Source organism: Arthrobacter sp. 05T47 (assembly GCF_056395825.1).
This window is the reverse complement of record NZ_JBFTKG010000008.1, coordinates 69,633-87,246: the sequence shown is the minus strand read 5'-3', so window position 1 is coordinate 87,246 and position 17,614 is coordinate 69,633. Positions and strand designations below refer to the sequence as shown.

At 65.3% G+C, this 17,614-nt stretch carries 10 protein-coding genes; 6 read left to right on the top strand and 4 right to left on the bottom strand.

The window, feature by feature from the left end; all coding sequences use genetic code 11:
• Nucleotides 1–51: 51 nt before the first annotated feature.
• Nucleotides 52–2,583, bottom strand: coding sequence for a leucine--tRNA ligase (leuS, locus tag AC1DEY_RS08520; RefSeq protein WP_476867567.1), 2,532 nt, complete (start codon nucleotides 2,581–2,583; stop codon nucleotides 52–54).
• 875 nt (nucleotides 2,584–3,458) lie between these two features.
• Here leuS and AC1DEY_RS08515 point away from each other — a divergent pair.
• Genes AC1DEY_RS08515 through AC1DEY_RS08500 form a run of 4 tightly spaced genes read left to right on the top strand, consistent with a single transcriptional unit; the run spans nucleotide 3,459 to nucleotide 11,172 of the window.
• Nucleotides 3,459–6,608, top strand: coding sequence for an efflux RND transporter permease subunit (locus AC1DEY_RS08515; RefSeq protein ID WP_476867566.1), 3,150 nt, complete (start codon nucleotides 3,459–3,461; stop codon nucleotides 6,606–6,608).
• The gene (locus tag AC1DEY_RS08510) at nucleotides 6,605–7,063 is read left to right on the top strand and encodes a hypothetical protein (protein WP_476867565.1); all 459 of its coding nucleotides are present in this window, start codon (nucleotides 6,605–6,607) and stop codon (nucleotides 7,061–7,063) included. Before AC1DEY_RS08515 ends, AC1DEY_RS08510 begins: the two co-directional genes overlap by 4 nt.
• A gap of 1 nt (nucleotide 7,064) precedes the next feature.
• Nucleotides 7,065–10,208 carry an efflux RND transporter permease subunit gene (locus tag AC1DEY_RS08505; RefSeq protein ID WP_441409001.1) on the top strand — a complete coding sequence of 1,048 codons (3,144 nt, stop codon included), beginning with the start codon at nucleotides 7,065–7,067 and terminating at the stop codon, nucleotides 10,206–10,208.
• Nucleotides 10,209–10,239: 31 nt separating this feature from the next.
• Nucleotides 10,240–11,172, top strand: a complete 933-nt coding sequence (locus AC1DEY_RS08500) for a hypothetical protein (RefSeq protein WP_476867564.1) — start codon at nucleotides 10,240–10,242, stop codon at nucleotides 11,170–11,172.
• Nucleotides 11,173–11,304: 132 nt separating this feature from the next.
• On the opposite strand, the gene glpK is transcribed toward AC1DEY_RS08500, so the two are convergent.
• The 3 genes from glpK to AC1DEY_RS08485 all read right to left on the bottom strand — a co-directional run bounded on the left by glpK (nucleotide 11,305) and on the right by AC1DEY_RS08485 (nucleotide 15,615).
• On the bottom strand, nucleotides 11,305–12,819 hold the full coding sequence (gene glpK / locus AC1DEY_RS08495) for a glycerol kinase GlpK (RefSeq protein WP_441409003.1): 1,515 nt from the start codon (nucleotides 12,817–12,819) through the stop codon (nucleotides 11,305–11,307).
• An 85-nt stretch (nucleotides 12,820–12,904) separates the two neighbouring features.
• Complete coding sequence (locus AC1DEY_RS08490) at nucleotides 12,905–13,657, bottom strand: MIP/aquaporin family protein (RefSeq protein ID WP_476867563.1); 753 nt, start codon at nucleotides 13,655–13,657, stop codon at nucleotides 12,905–12,907.
• 158 nt (nucleotides 13,658–13,815) lie between these two features.
• Nucleotides 13,816–15,615, bottom strand: coding sequence for a glycerol-3-phosphate dehydrogenase/oxidase (locus AC1DEY_RS08485; protein ID WP_476867562.1), 1,800 nt, complete (start codon nucleotides 15,613–15,615; stop codon nucleotides 13,816–13,818).
• 123 nt (nucleotides 15,616–15,738) lie between these two features.
• On the opposite strand from AC1DEY_RS08485, the gene AC1DEY_RS08480 reads away from it, so the two are divergent.
• Both AC1DEY_RS08480 and AC1DEY_RS08475 read left to right on the top strand, forming a co-directional pair.
• The gene (locus AC1DEY_RS08480) at nucleotides 15,739–16,701 is read left to right on the top strand and encodes a sugar-binding transcriptional regulator (protein WP_441409006.1); all 963 of its coding nucleotides are present in this window, start codon (nucleotides 15,739–15,741) and stop codon (nucleotides 16,699–16,701) included.
• Nucleotides 16,702–16,738: 37 nt separating this feature from the next.
• The gene (locus tag AC1DEY_RS08475) at nucleotides 16,739–17,608 is read left to right on the top strand and encodes an aldo/keto reductase (protein ID WP_476867561.1); all 870 of its coding nucleotides are present in this window, start codon (nucleotides 16,739–16,741) and stop codon (nucleotides 17,606–17,608) included.
• The last annotated feature ends 6 nt before the right edge of the window (nucleotides 17,609–17,614 follow it).

The following is a 17,614-nucleotide window of genomic DNA, read 5'->3' as shown; positions in this document are numbered from 1 at the left end:
GGCGGCCCCTGTCAGTGCAGTGTCAGGCCAGTGTCAGGCCATCCCTCCCGGCTAGGCCGGGACGATGTTGACCAGTTTAGGCGCCCGCACGATCACCGTGCGGAGGGCGCGGCCGTCGAGGGCCCGCTGAACGTTTTCCGAGGCCAGCGCCAGTTCGCGCAGGTCTGCCTCGGAGATGTCCGGGGAAACATCCAGGCGGTCCCGCACCTTGCCCTGGACCTGGACGACGGCGGTGACCGTGTCCTCCACGAGCAAAGCGTCGTCGTGCGTGGGCCAGCCGGCGTTTGCGACCGACGCCGGGTGTCCCAGGACATTCCACAGGTCCTCGGCGGTGTACGGCGCGAACAGGCTCAGGATGACCGCAACGGCTTCCACGGCTTCACGGACCGCAGGGTCCGCGCCGCCGGCCCCCGTGGCTGCGTCAATGGTTTTGCGGGTCGCGTTGACCAGTTCCATCAGCTTTGCCACCACCACGTTGAACTTGTTGTGGTCAAGCAGGGTCTGCGCGTCGGCGATCGTGCGGTGGGTGATGGTGCGCAGGGCACGGTCACCGGTGGAGAAGTCGACGCCGGGCGCGCTCGTTACGTCCTGGCCGAGCCGCCAGGCACGGGCCAGGAACTTCGCGGAGCCCGACGGCGATACGTCCGCCCAGTCGACGTCGTCCTCCGGCGGGGAGGCGAAGATCATGGTCAGGCGCACGGCGTCCACGCCGAACTTGTCCAGCTGCTCGCCAAGGTCGACGCCGTTGCCCAGGGACTTGCTCATAGCCTTGCCGCCGTTGAGCACTTGGCCCTGGTTCAGCAGCGCCCGGAACGGCTCGTCAGCATCGATCATGCCGAGGTCGTGGATGACCTTGGTGAAGAACCGCGCGTACAGCAGGTGCAGGATGGCGTGCTCGACGCCGCCGACGTACTGGCCCACCGGCATCCAGTCGTTGATCTTGGCCGGATCAAACGGGCCTTCGGTGTACTGCGGGGACACGAAGCGCAGGAAGTACCAGGACGAGTCAACGAAGGTGTCCATGGTGTCCGTGTCGCGCTTGGCCGGGCCGTGGCAGGAGGGGCACTCCACGTTGACCCACTCCTCGACGGCGGCCAGCGGGGACGTGCCCTTCGGGGACAGGTCTTCGCCGCGCAGGTCTGCCGGCAGGGTCACAGGCAGCTGATCGTCCGGGACCGGGACTTCGCCGCAGGCCGGGCAGTGGATGATGGGAATCGGGGTGCCCCAGAACCGCTGTCGGCTGAGCAGCCAGTCACGCAGGCGGAAGTTCACGAACTTCTCGCCTGTGCCCAGCTCGCGCAGGATCTCGATGGCGGCCGGGATGGCCTCGGCCTTGGGCAGCCCGTCGAGGCCGCCGGAGTTGATCAGCGTCCCCTCGCCGGAGGTCGCGATGCCTGTGGTTGCGGGATCTTCCTCGCCGGTGTCCAGCACAGCCCGGACGGGCAGGTCAAAGGTCCGGGCGAAGTCGAGGTCGCGCTGGTCATGGGCCGGCACAGCCATGATGGCGCCGGTGCCGTAGTCGGCCAGGACGTAGTCGGCGGCCCAGACGGGCAGCTTCTCGCCGTTGAGCGGGTTGGTCGCGTAGCGCCCGGTGAAGACGCCGGTCTTCTCGCGCTCGGTGGACTGGCGCTCGATCTCCGACAGTGCCTTGACCTGTTCGCGGTAGGCGTCCAGGGCGGCGGCGTGCTCGTCGGTGACCAGTTCGACGGCGAGAGGCGCGTCGGCGGCGACGACGAAGAACGTGGCGCCGTAGAGGGTGTCGGGGCGGGTCGTGAAGACGGTGACGTCCTTGGCGGCCTTGCCGCCGTCGGCCTCGATCACGAAGTTGACGTGGGCGCCCTCGGAGCGGCCGATCCAGTTCTTTTGCATGGCGAGGACGCGCTCGGGCCAGTGCCCGCGCAGTTCGTCCATGTCATCGAGCAGTCGGTCCGCGTAGTCGGTGATCTTGAAGTACCACTGGTTCAAGGACTTCTTGGTGACGGGGGTGCCACACCGCTCGCAGGCGCCATTGACTACCTGCTCGTTGGCCAGCACGGTCTGGTCCTTGGGGCACCAGTTGACCGGCGAATTCTTGCGGTAGGCCAGTCCGCGCTCGTAGAACCGCGTGAACAGCCACTGGGTCCAGCGGTAGTACTCCGGGTCGGAGGTGTGCAGCCGGCGGGACCAGTCCGCCGAGATGGCGTAGCGCTTGAACGACGCCGCCTGGGTGTCAATGTTGGCGTACGTCCACTCGCTGGGGTGCGCGTTGCGCTTGATCGCGGCGTTCTCCGCCGGGAGTCCGAAGGAGTCCCAGCCGATCGGGTGCAGCACGTCGTAGCCCTGCTGGCGCAGGTAGCGGGCCACGACGTCGCCCATCGCGAACGCCTCGGCGTGGCCCATGTGAAGGTCACCGGACGGATACGGGAACATGTCCAGCACGTAGCGGCGTTCCTTGGAACCGTCGTCGAGCGGCGTGAAGACCTTCAGGTCTTCCCAGACCTGCGGCCATTTGGCTTCCATCGCCGCGAAGCTGTAGGCACCTTCCTCGGGCCCCTCCGCCGCGGCTGCTGGCGATCCGGTCTGTGTTTCCGGCTGAACGCTCACTGCTGGCCTCTTCTGTTCTATGCGGCCTGTTATCCCAAGCCTGTCTACCTTCAGGCCTGCCTGCCGCCAGGCCTGTTCACCTTCAAGTCTGCACTGTCGCGGCCGGCTGCCCGGCCCTGACTCCATGCTGTCTGTACGTCGCACTCATGCTGTAACAACCTGCTTTGCGGTTCGGAATATACCCCGGACACACAAAAGCCCCTCGACATGGAGGGGCCGCCGCTCGGCAATCCGAGTCTCTTCGGGATCGAGGTCTCGTCGGGATGCCGGGCGGCTAGCTAAGAAGAAGCACTGCGCGCATAGGACCACTTTAGCCCCTTGGGCTGGCTCGTGCGGAACCGCGGGCCCGGCGCCGCCCGGGAGCCACCACGGAACCGGCCTCCCGGCACCCTTCTCAGACAACTGTGCCCAAAATTGTTACAAATGACATACCTATGGATTAGCAGTACTTACTGCCAGTCTCAGAATGTCGTGGGCGCGTAGTCAAAACGGAAATTCAAGTATCCATCCGCGGAAAAGCAAGTAATTAATTCACCGGCACTTGGGTGAATTAATGCAGGGCGGCGACCAGTTCCAAGAAGTTCTCTCCAGAAGCGCATTATGCGACCCAAAGCTGGGAGAAACCCGTGAAAACACGCGGCGGTGACCCATAATTTTCAACCTTGCCAAACGATTCCGATGGGGACACTATTCGATAAAGGTCAGCAATTGGGATCTCTTGGGGGGATTCGCAAATGGTCTCGGGTTGAGGAGCCTGTCATGTATCACTTGCGCAATTCTTCCGTGCAACCGCCGGACACCCCCGCTGGCCGCCGTCGTGCCGCCAGCGCCCGGAAACAGGTCTAGCCATGTTCGGATGGATTACCCGTTTCAGTATGCAGTTCCGCATCCTGGTTCTCGCCATGGCCGCCGGCCTCATTACCTTCGGGGTAGTGAACGTTCCAAACGTCGCCATCGACAGCATGCCGGAGTTTGCCCCCGCGCACGTCGAGATCCAGACCGAGGCCTTGGGCCTCTCCGCTGCCGAAGTCGAGCAGCTCATCACCGCACCGATGGAAGCCGACCTGTTAAATGGGGTGGCGTGGCTCGATGAAATCCGGTCAAAGTCCGTTCCGGGCCTGTCTTCAATCGAATTGGTATTCGAGCCCGGTACCGATCTTCTGCGCGCGCGCCAGCTCGTCGCAGAACGCATGACCCAGGCCCACGCACTGCCGAACGTCTCGGCACCGCCCTTGATCATGCAGCCGATGTCTTCGACCAGCCGTGTCCTCATGGTCCGGATGAACTCCCAGCAGCTTTCCGGGATCGAAATGTCGGTCCTGGCCCGGTGGAAGATCAAGCCGCGGCTGATCGGCATTCCGGGGGTCGCCAACGTTTCCATTTGGGGACAGCGCGAACAGCAGCTCCAGGTCGAGGTGACCCCGACGCACCTCCGGGACAAGGGCATCACCCTCGAACAGGTCATCAAGACCACGGGCAACGCCGTCTGGGTGTCTCCGCTGAGCTTCCTTGAGGCGTCAACCCCCGGCACGGGCGGATTCGTCGAGTCGCCGAGCCAACGTCTGGGCATCCAGCACGTCTTGCCGATCCGAACGCCGGCGGACCTGTCCAAGGTCAGCGTCGAGGACGCCCCATCCCCCATGCTCCTCGGTGACATTGCCCAGGTGAAAGAGGATCACCAACCGCTGATCGGCGACGCCGTCGTCGGCCAGGACGCAGGCCTGCTGCTGGTCGTGGAGAAGTTCCCCGGAACCAGCACGATGCAGGTCACCAAGGACATCGAAGCCGCCCTGAACGACCTGCAGCCCGGGCTTTCCGGAATCCAGATGGACACGTCCGTTTTCCGGCCCGCCTCGTTCCTGCAAGATACGGTGGACGGACTGGGCGTGGCGCTGCTGGTCAGCCTCCTGATCGCCGTCCTGCTCTTCTGGCTCCTCTTCCGTTCCTGGCGCGTAGCCGTGATCGCCCTCGTGGCCATCACCACAACCGTCATGGCCGCGGGAGTGGTTCTCTATTTGTTTGACTCCACACTGAACATCTCGGTTCTCGCCGGCATCATTCTGGGCGTCTCCGTGATTGTGGGAGACATCGTGGAGGATGTCCAGGCCCAGCGGCGCCGTACACTGCGGACCACCGCAACCGAGACTGAAGCCACGATCAGGTTCCGGATGGTCCAACTGGTCCGCGGCGTCCGCACGCCGCTGTTCCACGGTTCCCTCGTCATGGTCCTTGCGCTGGTTCCGACGCTGTTCGTCACAGGGGTCGGCGGTGCGTTCTTCCAGCCCCTGTTCTGGTCGATGGCGCTGGCGCTGGCCGTGTCCATGGTGGTGGGTTTGTCCCTGACGCCGGTCCTTGCGTATCTCCTGCTTCCCGGCGAGAGCGCCCCGCGGGCCGAATCGTCCGCAGTTCTCCGGGCGCGGTCGTACTACGACCGGGCCCTCGAGGGCGCACGTTCCCGCACCGCGCTCGGCGTCGTCGCAGTCGCCGTCGTCGGCTTGCTGGGACTCGCAGCCGCATCACAACTGATCGGAAACCGGGCGGTCGTTCCGACGATCCCGGACCGAACGCTTCTGGTGCAGTGGGACTCGATGGCCGGCACGTCCAACGATGAGGTCCGACGCGTGGCGTCTAAGGCGTCCGACGAGCTGCGGACCCTGCCAGGAGTCTCGGGAGTCGGCGGGCACATCGGCCGCGCCATCTCCTCTGACCAGGTGGTCGGGAACAGCTCTGCCGAACTCTGGGTATCCATCACACCGGATGCCAACTTCAGCGAAACGGAGCAGGCAGTCCGTGACGTCGTCCAGGGCTACCCGGGCATCGCCCACAACGTGGTGAACTACTCCCAGCAAAAGATCGGCCAACAGCGCAGCACCATGGATCCGGGCTTCGCCGTCCGCGTCTTCGGGACCGATATGCCGGTCCTCCGCGAGAAGGCCGAAGAGGTCCGCAAGGCCATCGAAAAGGTCGACGGCGTGAAGAACCCGACGATCAACGCCAGCGCCATGACGCCAGTGGTCGAAGTGGAGGTCAACCTCGAGCTGGCGCAAAAGTTCGGCATCAAACCTGGCGACGCCCGCCGCGCCGCTGCGGCACTGATGCAAGGCATTGTCGTTGGCAACCTCTTCGAACAGCAGAAGGTCTTCGAAGTCGTGGTCCGCGGCGCGGTTGATGTCAGGGATGACCTGACCAGCATCCGTGAGCTCCTGCTCGACACTCCAAGCGGTGGCCAGGTCCAGCTGGGCCAGATCGCCGATGTCCGGCTCGTTCCCAATGAGGTGGTGATCATGCACGATGACACCTCGCGCCGGATCGATGTCGTGGCCGATGTCAGCGGACGGCCGCTGGCCGATATCCAGCGCGATATCACCGCGGCGATCGGGCAGATCCAGTTCCCGCTGGAATACCACGCCGAAATCCCCACGAAGTACAGTGAACAACTGGCCGGGGACGCCCTGGTTCTCTGGATCGGCGCGGCCGCCCTCGTAGCGATCCTGCTCCTTCTCCAGACAGCCGTGCGGAGCTGGCGGTTGGCGCTTGCCGTCTTCCTTTCCCTGCCGGCCGCGCTGGCCGGAGCTGCAATAGCGGCGTGGTTCGCAGGGGGCGCCGTCACCGTGCTGGCGCTCACGGCGTTTGCCGCTGTGCTGGCCGTCGCTGCCCGCAACGCGGCGCTGCTCTCGGCCCGGACGGATGACCTGTGGCGGGCAGCCCCGCACGAACCCCGCGACACTGTCCTCATGCAGGCAGCGCGGGACCGGGTGTCGCCCATCCTGAGGGCCGCCCTGACCACGGTGGCGATCCTGATCCCGCCGGGGCTCTTCGGCGGCGCCGTGGGGGCGGCTCTCCTGGGCCCGATGGCCCTGATCATCATCTGCGGACTCATCACAACAACTCTCATCGGGATCTTCGTGCTCCCCCTGCTCGCACTCTGGTTCGGGCCCCGGTCCGCCCCTGAAGAGTGGGCAGAAGTCTACGAGGCCGAGCATCCCGTCCAGCCCGTTACGCAGGAAAAGGTGGAAGCAAAATGACCAGCCAACAGCCCCTGCGGCGCCTGCCCCTGGCGGCCGCTGTATGCGCAGCAATTCTGTTCGCGGTGCCGGCGTGCGCCCAGACGACGGCGGCGCCCCCCGCCGCCGTCGCGGCCAACGAACCCGCCAAGGTGGAAAAGAACGCCGCGACGGGCATCGCAAAACTGACCCTGACCGAAAAGGGGATCGAGCGCCTCGACCTGCAAACCGAGACCGTCAAGGCCGGTACGGGGAAGGACGTCCTCGTGCCTTACGCAGCCCTGCTCTATGACGCCAGCGGAAAGACCTGGGTTTACACCAACCCGGCCCCGCGGGTCTACCAGCGGGAGCCTGTCACGGTGGCCAAGGTGGAGTCCGGGGTGGTTACCGCATCGACCGGCCCCGCGGTGGGCACCGTGATCGTGACTGTCGGCGCGGCGGAACTCTTCGGCGCTGAATTCGATACGGCACATTGACATGCGCCGGATTGTCGCTGCAAGTCTGAGGTTCCGGTCGATCATCATTGCGATGGCGGCCGCCCTCATGATCGTGGGCGGCGCGCAACTGAGCAGTGCTTCGGTGGATGTTTTCCCGGAGTTTGCACCGCCCCGTGTCGAGGTCCAGACGGCATGTCTGGGACTCACCGCCTCCGAAGTTGAGGAACTGGTGACGGTTCCGATGGAGGAGGCCTTCAACGGCATCGACGGGCTTGACCAGATGCGGTCGAAGTCGGTGTCGCAGTTGTCCGCCATCGTGATGGAATTCAAACCCGGAACCGATCTGCTCACCGCCAGGCAGCTGGTGTCGGAGCGGATGGCAACGGTCATTCCGACACTGCCTACCTGGGCTGCGCCTCCGCTGATGCTCCAGCCGTTGTCCTCCACCAGCCGTGTCATGAAGATCGGGCTGTCCTCCGACTCCCGTTCCCTGATCGAGATGTCCATGATTTCCTACTGGAATATCAGGGCGCATCTCTTGCGGGTGCCGGGCGTCGCCAATGTGGCCATCTGGGGTGAACGGCTCCAGATGCTGCAGGTCCAGGTTGATCCCGCCAAGCTGGCAGCAAACAAGGTGACGCTGGAGAACGTCATGAATTCCACGTCCGATGCCTTGGATGCCGGCCTGCTCAAGTACTCCCCCGGCGCCCTGATCGGCACCGGAGGGGCGCTGGAAACGCCCAGCCAGAGCCTGGGCATCAGGCACGTGCAACCCATCACTTCTCCGGCGGACCTTGCCCAGGTGCCACTGGAGGAGCGCGAGGGGCTGACTCCCCTGAAGCTCGCTGACGTGGCAACCGTCGTGGAAGACCACCAGCAGTTGATCGGTGACGCGGTCATCAACGGCGGCCCCGGCCTCATGCTGATTGTCGAGAAGCTGCCGTGGGGCAACACGCTCGAAGTCACGCGCGGGGTTGAGGAGGCGCTCAGGGAACTGCAGCCCGGCCTGACCGGGATCGAGGTCGACACAACGCTGTTCCGGCCTGCCTCATTCATCGAGGAGTCCCTCGGCAACCTGAGCCTGGCCCTCCTGCTGGGCTGTTTCCTGGTGGTCCTGGTGCTCAGCGTGTTCCTGTTCCAGTGGAGGACGGCGCTGGTCAGTGTCATGGCCATCCCGTTGTCCCTGGTTGCCGCGGCCCTGGTGCTGTACTGGACCGGGGGAACGATCAACACCATGGTGCTCGCCGGGCTGGTGATCGCCGTCGGGGTCGTTGTGGATGACGCCATCATCGACGTCGAGAACATCGTCCGGCGGCTGCGGCACCACCGGGCCAGCGGCGGGACTGAGAGCACCGCCCGGGTGGTGGTCAATGCCTCCCTGGAGGTCCGCGGCCCCATCGTCTACGCCACTTTGATCATCGTCGCCGCCACGGTGCCGATCTTCTTCCTGGACGGACTCACGGGCGCGTTCTTCCGGCCCCTGGCGATCTCCTACACCCTCGCCGTGATGGCGTCCATGCTGGTGGCCCTCACCGTCACACCCGCCATGGCGTACATCTTCCTGCGCAACGCCAAACTGGAGGACCGGGATCCGCCGGTGGTCCGGGTTCTCAAACGCTGGTACGGCAAGGCCCTGCGGCCCATCGTGAGGAGGCCGCTCCCCGGCTACCTCGCCGTTGCGGCGCTCGGCGTCGCCGGAATCGTGGCGGCCCCGCTCCTGGGCCAGTCGCTGCTGCCCTCATTCAAGGAACGCGACTTCCTCATGCACTGGGTCACCCAACCCGGCACCTCGAATGCCGAGGAAGTGCGCGTCAGCCAGCTGGCCTGCAAGGAGCTGATGACCATCCCGGGCGTCAACAACTGCGGGTCCCATATCGGCCAGGCGTTTGCCGCCGATGAGGTGGTGGGCGTGAACTTCGGTGAGAACTGGATCAGCGTCGACCCCTCGGTCGACTACGACAAGACCCTGGCATCCATCCAGCAGGTCGTGGACGGCTACCCCGGCATCCACCGGGACGTCCAGACCTACCTCAAGGAACGGGTCCGTGAAGTGCTCACCGGCACCGGCTACTCGATTGTCGTGCGTGTGTACGGCGATGACCTGAACACGCTGAAGAAACAGGCGGACCAGGTCAAGACCGTCCTTGCCGGGATCGAGGGGGCAATCGGGGCCAAAGTTGCCCTGCAGGTCAACGTCCCCCAGGTGGACGTCGAGGTGGACCTGGACGCCGCCAACAGGTACGGGCTCAAGCCCGGTGACGTCCGCCGGGCCGCCGCCACCCTGGTTTCCGGCGAAGAGGTCGGCGACGTGTACCGCGACGGCAAGGCCTACGACGTCCAGGTCTGGAGTCCTCCCGAGATCCGGACCAGCGTCACGAGCATCCAGAACCTTCCCCTGGACACCCCCAGCGGACAGACGATCCGGGTGGCCGATGTCGCCAAGATCTCGGTCAAGCCCACTCCCAACGTCATTGAGCGTTCGGAAGGCTCCCGCCGTCTGGATGTCAGCGCCAACGTCAAGGAAGGCGATCTCGCAAAAGTCGTCGAGAAACTCGAGTCCGAGCTCAAATCCGTGGAGTTCCCCACGGGCTACAGCGCGGACATCCTGGGCGAGTACGCAGAGCGGCAGGCCGCCTCACAACGGCTTCTGCTCTTCGCGATCGGCGCCGTGATCGTGGTGTATCTCCTGCTCCAGGCGGCCTTCCGCAGCTGGCGGCTGGCCACCCTTGCCATACTGACGTTGCCGGTTGCCCTGGTGGGCGGGGTGATCGCCGCTCACATGAGCGGCGGAATCCTGTCCCTCGGCTCGCTAGTGGGGTTCCTGACCGTGATGGGGATCGCCGCCCGCAACGGCATCCTGCTCATCAACCACTGCCAGCATCTGGAGCAGTTCGAGGGCGTGCCGTTTGGCCGGGGCCTGGTGCTGCGCGGCGCGGCCGAACGCCTGTCACCAATCCTGATGACCACCCTCGCCACCGCACTCGCGCTGGTACCGCTGGTGGTCCTGGGCACCCGGCCCGGCCATGAGATCGAGCATCCCATGGCCGTGGTGATCCTCGGTGGGCTGGTGACCTCGACACTGGTCAACCTGTTCATCGTTCCATCCCTCTACCTCCGGTTCGCCAAGAAGGGTCCGGCGCGTGAACGCGGGCCCCGAGAGCCGGAAGCCGTACCAGCCGCCTAGAAACCACAACAACAATTGAGAGGCCAGTCAGATGACTCCACGAACTAAGAGATTAACCGCCTACGGCTCCGCGCTCTTGTTGGTGGCGGCATCGCTAACGTCGGCGACGGCGGCAGCGGCCGCCGTGCCGGCAGCCGTCAGTTCCCAGGAACTGTGCGGCCCCGGCTCGGCGATCCACTTCAACCGGTCGGACTTCCCGGCGAACCCAGTGATCGACAACAAATGGAACCCGCTCAAACCCGGCATGCAGTTCACCACTACAGGCGAGGTGAAGTCCGCGGACGGCAGCGTGAGCGCCCACTCGGTGGTTCACACCGTGACCGGGCTGACCAAGGTGATCAACGGCGTCAAGACCCTCGTCCTGTGGGACCGGGACTATTCAGACGGCGTCCTGGCCGAGTCAGAACTCGCCTTCTTCGCCCAGTCGAAAAGGACGGGCAGCGTCTGGCTCTTCGGCGAATACCCGGAAGAGTACGACAACGGAAAGTTGAGCGGCGCACCGAGCACCTTTATCAGCGGAATCGATAAGGCGCAGGCCGGGACCGCCATACAGGGAACCCCCCACCGCAACACCCCGGCCTATGTACAGGCCTACGCRCCCAGCGTGGACTTCCTTGACTGCGGCCGGGTGTTGTACAAGAACCAGCGGGTCTGCGTTAAGACCGGTTGCTACAACGATGTGCTGGTGATCGATGAGTTCAACCCACTGGACCCGCCTAGCGCCGGCCACCAGCGGAAGTTCTACTCGGCCGGGACCGGGCTCGTCAAAGTAACCGCCGTCAGCGGAGCGGACCAGGAGTTCATGGACCTCGTGAAGATCAAGAAGCTCAGCAATGCGGAGCTCCAAAGCGTCAATGCGCAGGCACTGAAGCAGGACAAGCGCGGCTACACGGTCAGCAAGGACGTCTACGCCAAGACGCCCCGCGCTGTCGTGACAACCACGACTACCGGGCCCGTGTCCTGAGCGGCTCCGGGCGGCTGACGCGGACACACAGCTGACGCGGAAACAAAGAAGAGCTCCGGCCAGGGATCCTGGCCGGAGCTCTTCTTTTGCTGCCTGCCGGAGCCGTGGCTACCGGCTGGTCAGGGTGATCGGCTACTTGACGTCGTCGTCCACCCAGTCCATGGACTTGGTGACGGCTTTCTTCCAGAGACGCATCTGGCGTTCCCGTTCGGCCTGGTCCATTTGCGGCTCCCACCGCTTGTCTTCGGCCCAGTTGGCCGAGCATTCGCCCAGATCCTTCCAGAATCCGACTGCCAGGCCGGCCGCGTAGGCTGCGCCCAGGGCGGTGGTCTCGACCACCTTCGGCCGGATCACCGGCACGCCGAGGATGTCCGCCTGGAACTGCATGAGGGCGTCGTTGGCGACCATGCCGCCGTCGACCTTCAGTTCCGTCAGCGGCACGCCGGAATCGGCGTTGACGGCGTCCAGCACCTCACGGGTCTGGAAGGCCGTGGCCTCCAGGGCTGCGCGGGCGATGTGGTTCTTGTTCACATAGCGGGTCAGGCCCACAATTGCGCCGCGGGCATCGGAACGCCAGTACGGCGCGAAGAGGCCGGAGAACGCCGGCACAATGTACACGCCGCCGTTGTCCTCCACCGAGGCCGCGAGGGTCTCGACCTCCGGGGCGCTGCTGATCAGGCCGAGGTTGTCACGCAGCCACTGGATCAACGAACCCGTGACGGCGATGGAGCCCTCCAGCGCGTAATGCGGCGCCGCGTCGCCGAGCTTGTAACCCACGGTGGTCAGCAGCCCGTTCTTGGAATGGATGATCTCCTCGGCCGTGTTGAAGATCAGGAAGCAGCCCGTGCCGTACGTGTTCTTGGCTTCACCGGCTTCGAATGCCGCCTGGCCGAACGTGGCCGCCTGCTGGTCGCCCAGGATGCCGGCCACAGGAACCTCGCGCAGCAGCTGGGAGGTGTGCACCGTGCCGTAAACCTCGGAGGAGGACTTGATGGTCGGCATCATGGAGGCCGGGACGCCGAACGCGTCCAGGATCTCCTGGTCCCAGGACAACGTCTCGAGGTCCATGAACATGGTCCGCGAGGCGTTGGTGACGTCGGTGACGTGCACTCCGCCGTCGGTCCCGCCGGTCAGGTTCCAGAGCACCCAGCAGTCGGTGTTGCCGAAGACCAGGTCACCGGCCTCCGCCTTGGCCCGGGCGCCCTCGACGTTGTCCAGGATCCACTTGATCTTGGTGCCCGAGAAGTAGGTCGCCAGCGGCAGGCCCACCTTCTGCTTGAACCGCTCCGGGCCCCCCTCCTTCGCCAGCTCGTCCACGATCGACTGTGTGCGGGTGTCCTGCCAGACGATGGCGTTGTAGATCGCCTCGCCGGTGGTCTTGTCCCACACGACCGCGGTTTCGCGCTGGTTGGTGATGCCGACGGCGGCGATGTCGTGCCGGGTCAGGTTCGCCTTGGACAGGGCCGAGCCGATCACTTCGCGGGTGTTGTTCCAGATTTCAGCGGGGTTGTGCTCTACCCAGCCAGCCTGGGGGAAGATCTGCTCGTGCTCCATCTGGCCGGAGGAGACGATGCTGCCGCTGTGGTCGAAGACGATGGCGCGGGTGCTCGTGGTGCCCTGATCGATAGCGACTACGTACTGGTTCATAGTGAGACGTCCTTGTCTGTTTGGCGTGTCTGTTTAGCGTGTCTGTTTTGCATGGCAGTTGGTCTGGCAATTAATGAACTGGCAACTAAAGGGGCAGCACCGGGGGGATGATCGGCACGACTGCGGCCACGATGCCGGCAAGGCCGCCACCGATCAGCGGTCCGACCACCGGGATCCAGGAGTAGCTCCAGTCCGAGGACCCCTTGCCCTTGATCGGGAGCAGGGCGTGCGCGATGCGGGGGCCAAGGTCACGGGCCGGGTTGATGGCGTAGCCGGTGGGACCGCCGAGGGATACACCGATGCCCACAACGAGCAGGGCGACCGCGAGCGGGCCGAGTCCGGAAGGTGTCCCACCGAAGGTCAGGATGACGAACACGAGGACAAAGGTGCCGATGATCTCGGTGGCCAGGTTCCAGGGGTTGGAGCGGATCGCGGGTCCGGTGGAGAAGACGGCCAGCTGGCTGGCGGGCTCGGTTTCGACGTCAAAGTGCTGCCGGTAGGCCACCCACATGATGACGGCACCCAGGAAGGCGCCGACCAGTTCCCCGCCGAAGTAGGTCAGAGTTGAGCCGAAGTCGACCGGAACGCCGGGAGCGTACAACTTCTTGCCGTTGAGCAGCAGACCCAAGGTGACCGCGGGGTTCAGGTGCGACCCGGACTGGACGGCAACATAGACACCGGAGAAGACGGCAATGCCCCACCCCCAGGTGACCATGAGGAACCCGCCGTTGTTGCCCTTGGTGCCTTTGAGCGCAACGTTGGCCACAACGCCGCAACCCAGCAGGGTCAGCATTGCGGTKCCGAATACTTCGGACAGGAAAACTATTCCAAGAGACATCTTTGACTCCTCTATTTTCTGTTGTCGGCCCTTCGCGAGTTTGAAGGGCCGTGGGGCCGGCAGCATGTTAGTGCTGCCGGCCAGCCACTGCGCCGGCCGCCAGGGCGGACCGCGCAGTGCTTGCACCCGGGCTTCCCTGCCAGGGCACGCAAGTCGAATCAGGCGACCAGGCTGTGTACCTGGACGCCGTGGAACCGCAGAAGCACCTCCTGTGCGTGGCTGATCTCCATGGCCCGGCGAGCCGCGTCCCAGCCGAGCGGGCCCGAAAGGATGTCGGCAACTTCGTTCAGGAGTTCCCCGGTCACGAGCCCCCGGAAGGCCAAGGAGGTCCGGCGGATCAGGACATCCACGAGGTGCCCGACCTGCTCGTTCGCCGCCATGAACTCCAGTTCGCGGGTGCTGAGCTCACGGGTGGAATGCAGCAGCCTGTCCGGTTGACCGGCCGGGGCCCCGTCCAGGAAGCGGATGACCTCCTCGGCACGAGTACCGTAGCGGGTCAACAGCCCGGTGACGCGGGCGGCGTCTCGGCCGGCGGACATGTGGGCCTTGATCCAGCGCTGGACGCCGTCCTCGCTGTCCGGGAACCCTGCGCCGCCGCCGATGGCGAGCTTCGCCGTCGAGACCTTCCGTTCCATGCCGAGCTCGGCCAGGACATCGTTGCTCAGGTGCTCGGCGAGGGCCCGGAACGTGGTCCACTTGCCGCCCACGAGGCTGAGGACCGCCCCGCCCGGCGCCGCACGGCGTTCGATCCGGTAGTCCCGGCTGACGAACCCGGGCTGGGTGGCGTCGTGCTTCGGCAGCGGGCGCACGCCGGAGAACGTATAGACGATCTGGCCCCGGTCCACCTGGATGTCGGGGAAGACGTGGCCGATCAGGTCAAAGAAGTAGTCGATTTCCGCCTCGGTGCAGACGGCGTCCTCGGCCATGTCGGCGTCGACGTCGGTGGTGCCGACCAGGACGCGGTCCCCCATCGGATAGATCAGCACAATCCGGCCGTCCGTGTGTTCGAAGAAGATTTCGCGGCCGTTGCACGCCGCGAGCAGCTCCGGGTGGTCCAGCACGATGTGCGAGCCTTTGGTTCCGCCCATGAAGGACGACGCCGCGCCCATGGCCTCGTTGGTCAGGTCCACCCAGGCGCCGGTGGTGTTCACGATGACGTCGGCGGTGAAGTCGAAGACTTCGCCGGTCAGCTCGTCGCGGAGCTGGACGGTGGTGCCGGTTCCGTCCGCTGCTCCCTGAGCGGCAGCCCTGGCGTCCTTCGATGAGGTGCCCTGCGAAACGAAAGAAACGTAGTTGCTGGCCCGGGCCAGGTGGCTGTCCACGCCGCCGGCCTTCTCGCCGTCCTGGAGCACATCGAGGGTGAGGCGCTCGGGATTGTGGACGGACGCGTCAAAGTAGGTGGCCGCGTATTTGATCCCGGGGTGCAGGCGGGGCAGCTCGGCCAGGGCGCGCTTGCGTCCGCGGAACTGGTGGCGCGGAACCGTGCCGCCGTCGCGGGAGAAGAAGTCGTACATGCTGAGGCCGAGCTTGATCAGGAACGCTCCGCGCTCGGTGTGCTTGCCCTGCTTGTGGGTCAGGAAGCGCATCGGGGCGGCCAGGACCCCGGAGAACGTGCTGAAGATCGGGATCGTGGTCTGCAGCGGCTTGACGTAGTGCGGTGCGATCCGCAGGAGCCGGTTGCGTTCAACCACGGATTCCTGGACCAGGCGGAACTCGCCGTTCTCGAGGTACCGGATGCCGCCATGGATCATGTGGGACGATGCGCCACTGGCGCCCTGGCAGTAGTCGCCGCGCTCGACGAGCGCCACGTCGACGCCCTGGAGGGCCAGGTCGCGGAACGTGCCCACGCCGTTGATGCCGCCTCCGATGATCAGCACCTGCGCGTGCCGCCGCGTCCGCAGCTTCTGCACCGAGGCGCGGTGGTTCGCCGGTGTGCCGACTGAGTCCTTCTGTCCCAAAACTGCTCCCTTGGGTTTGGTTCTGTGCGGCACGCCCGGGGCGCGGCGCCGTTCAACACTATTCTTTGGAGTAATGGAAAATGGAGTCAAGCACTATGCACAAACGTGCAGATGGGAAATTTCATGACCCTTTCACGCCAGTCCGACGCCCTACGCGCGGCGCAGCTGTATTACCTCCAGGACCTGACAATGGACGCCATTGCACGGGAGCTGCGGACGTCACGGTCCACGGTTTCGCGGCTGCTGTCGGCGGCGCGCGATTCGGGTCTGGTGCAGATCCAGATCCGCAGCCCGTTGGATACCGGGCCCGAACTGGAAAGCATGATCCGGGCCGAATACAAGGTGGACGTGCATGTCGTTCCGGTGGTGGACACCCTCAATGAGGCGGAAACACTGGACCGCGTGGCCATGCAGGCCGCCCGGACGATCGGTCCGCTGGTGGATTCCAACGCCATCATCGGCGTCGCCTGGGGCTCCACCTTGAGCGCCGTGAGCCGGCACCTGACCCGCAAGATCACCCACGACAGCGTGATCGTGCAGCTCAACGGCGCCGGGAACATGCAGACCACCGGCATCACCTACGCCTCGGACATCATGCGGCGGTTCGGCAGCGCCTACGGTGCACGGGTGGAGCAGTTTCCCGTGCCGGCCTTCTTCGACCACGCCACGACCAAAACGGCCATGTGGAATGAGCGCAGTGTTCAACGCATCCTTGAGCTGCAGGCCCGGATGAGCATCGCGATCTTCGGCGTCGGATCGGTCGACGCCGACTACCCCAGCCACGTCTACGCCGGCGGTTACCTCGATGAAGACGACCTGATCGTCCTCGCCAACTCCGATGTCGTCGGTGACGTCGCCACCGTGTTCTTCCGCGCTGACGGGTCCTCGGACGGCATCACCCTCAATGAGCGGTCCACCGGCCCGGACCTGGCCCAGCTCCGCCAGGTGCGGCGCCGCATCTGCGTCGTGTCCGGTGCGTCCAAGATCAACGGGCTCCGGGGGGCGCTGGCGGCGGGCCTGGCCACAGACCTGATCCTGGACGAGGCCAGCGCCCGCAGGCTGGTTCGCTTCGACGGCCTGGGCTGAGCGGCGTGCGGGAGCGCCAGTGGGTAGAGTCGTTGTCATGAAACTTTCCCCCGGGCTGGCCCTGAACAACGGCGTATTGATCGACCGGCTGGGATTCGGGCTGTACAAGGTCCCCCCGGCCGACGCCGCCAACCTGGTGACCATGGCCATCGAGGCCGGTTACCGGCACTTCGACACCGCCGCCATGTATGGCAACGAGACCGGCGTCGGCAAGGGAATCGGCGCCCTGTCCGGATTTGAGGGCACCGGCGGCGGCCCCGGCGAAACCGCACCGTATGTATCCCGCCAGGACCTCTTCGTCACCACTAAGGTCTGGAATGACGACCACGGCTACGACGCGACCATGCGGGCCTTCGACACGTCGATCTCCAACCTCGGCCTGGAGTACGTCGACCTGTACCTGATCCATTGGCCGTGCGCGCGGCGTGGGTTGTTCCCGGAAACGTACCGGGCGCTTGAGACGCTGTACCGCGAGGGCAAGGTCCGGGCGATCGGCGTCTCCAACTTCCAGCCGCAGCACCTGGACCGGCTCCTGGACACCGCGGAGGTTGTCCCCGCCGTGAACCAGATCGAGCTTCATCCCTGGCTGCAGCAGGACGAACTGCGGGCAAAGCACGAGCCCCTGGGCATCCGCACGGAGGCGTGGAGTCCCCTGGGACGCGGCCAGGTGCTGAAAGACCCGGTCATTCTGGCCCTCGCCGCCGAACACGACCGCACTCCGGCGCAAATTATTCTCCGCTGGCACCTGCAGCTGGGCAACATCGCGATCCCCAAGGCCAGCTCGTCCGGGCGGATCCGGGAAAACTTTGAGGTTTTCGACTTTGAGCTCTCCCCGCTGGACATGTCGGAGATGGCGGGCCTCGAACGCGGCTTCCGGACCGGCTCCCACCCCGACAACGTCGCATAGGAATCA

Excerpts from the sequence above, each read along its gene's own strand:
- AC1DEY_RS08515 (WP_476867566.1), top strand. The coding sequence starts at position 3,459 with ATGCAGTTCCGCATCCTGGTTCTCGCCATGGCCGCCGGCCTCATTACC.
- AC1DEY_RS08510 (WP_476867565.1), top strand. The coding sequence starts at position 6,605 with ATGACCAGCCAACAGCCCCTGCGGCGCCTGCCCCTGGCGGCCGCTGTA.
- AC1DEY_RS08505 (WP_441409001.1), top strand. The coding sequence starts at position 7,065 with ATGCGCCGGATTGTCGCTGCAAGTCTGAGGTTCCGGTCGATCATCATT.
- glpK (WP_441409003.1), bottom strand. The coding sequence starts at position 12,819 with ATGAACCAGTACGTAGTCGCTATCGATCAGGGCACCACGAGCACCCGC.
- AC1DEY_RS08480 (WP_441409006.1), top strand. The coding sequence starts at position 15,739 with ATGACCCTTTCACGCCAGTCCGACGCCCTACGCGCGGCGCAGCTGTAT.
- AC1DEY_RS08475 (WP_476867561.1), top strand. The coding sequence starts at position 16,739 with ATGAAACTTTCCCCCGGGCTGGCCCTGAACAACGGCGTATTGATCGAC.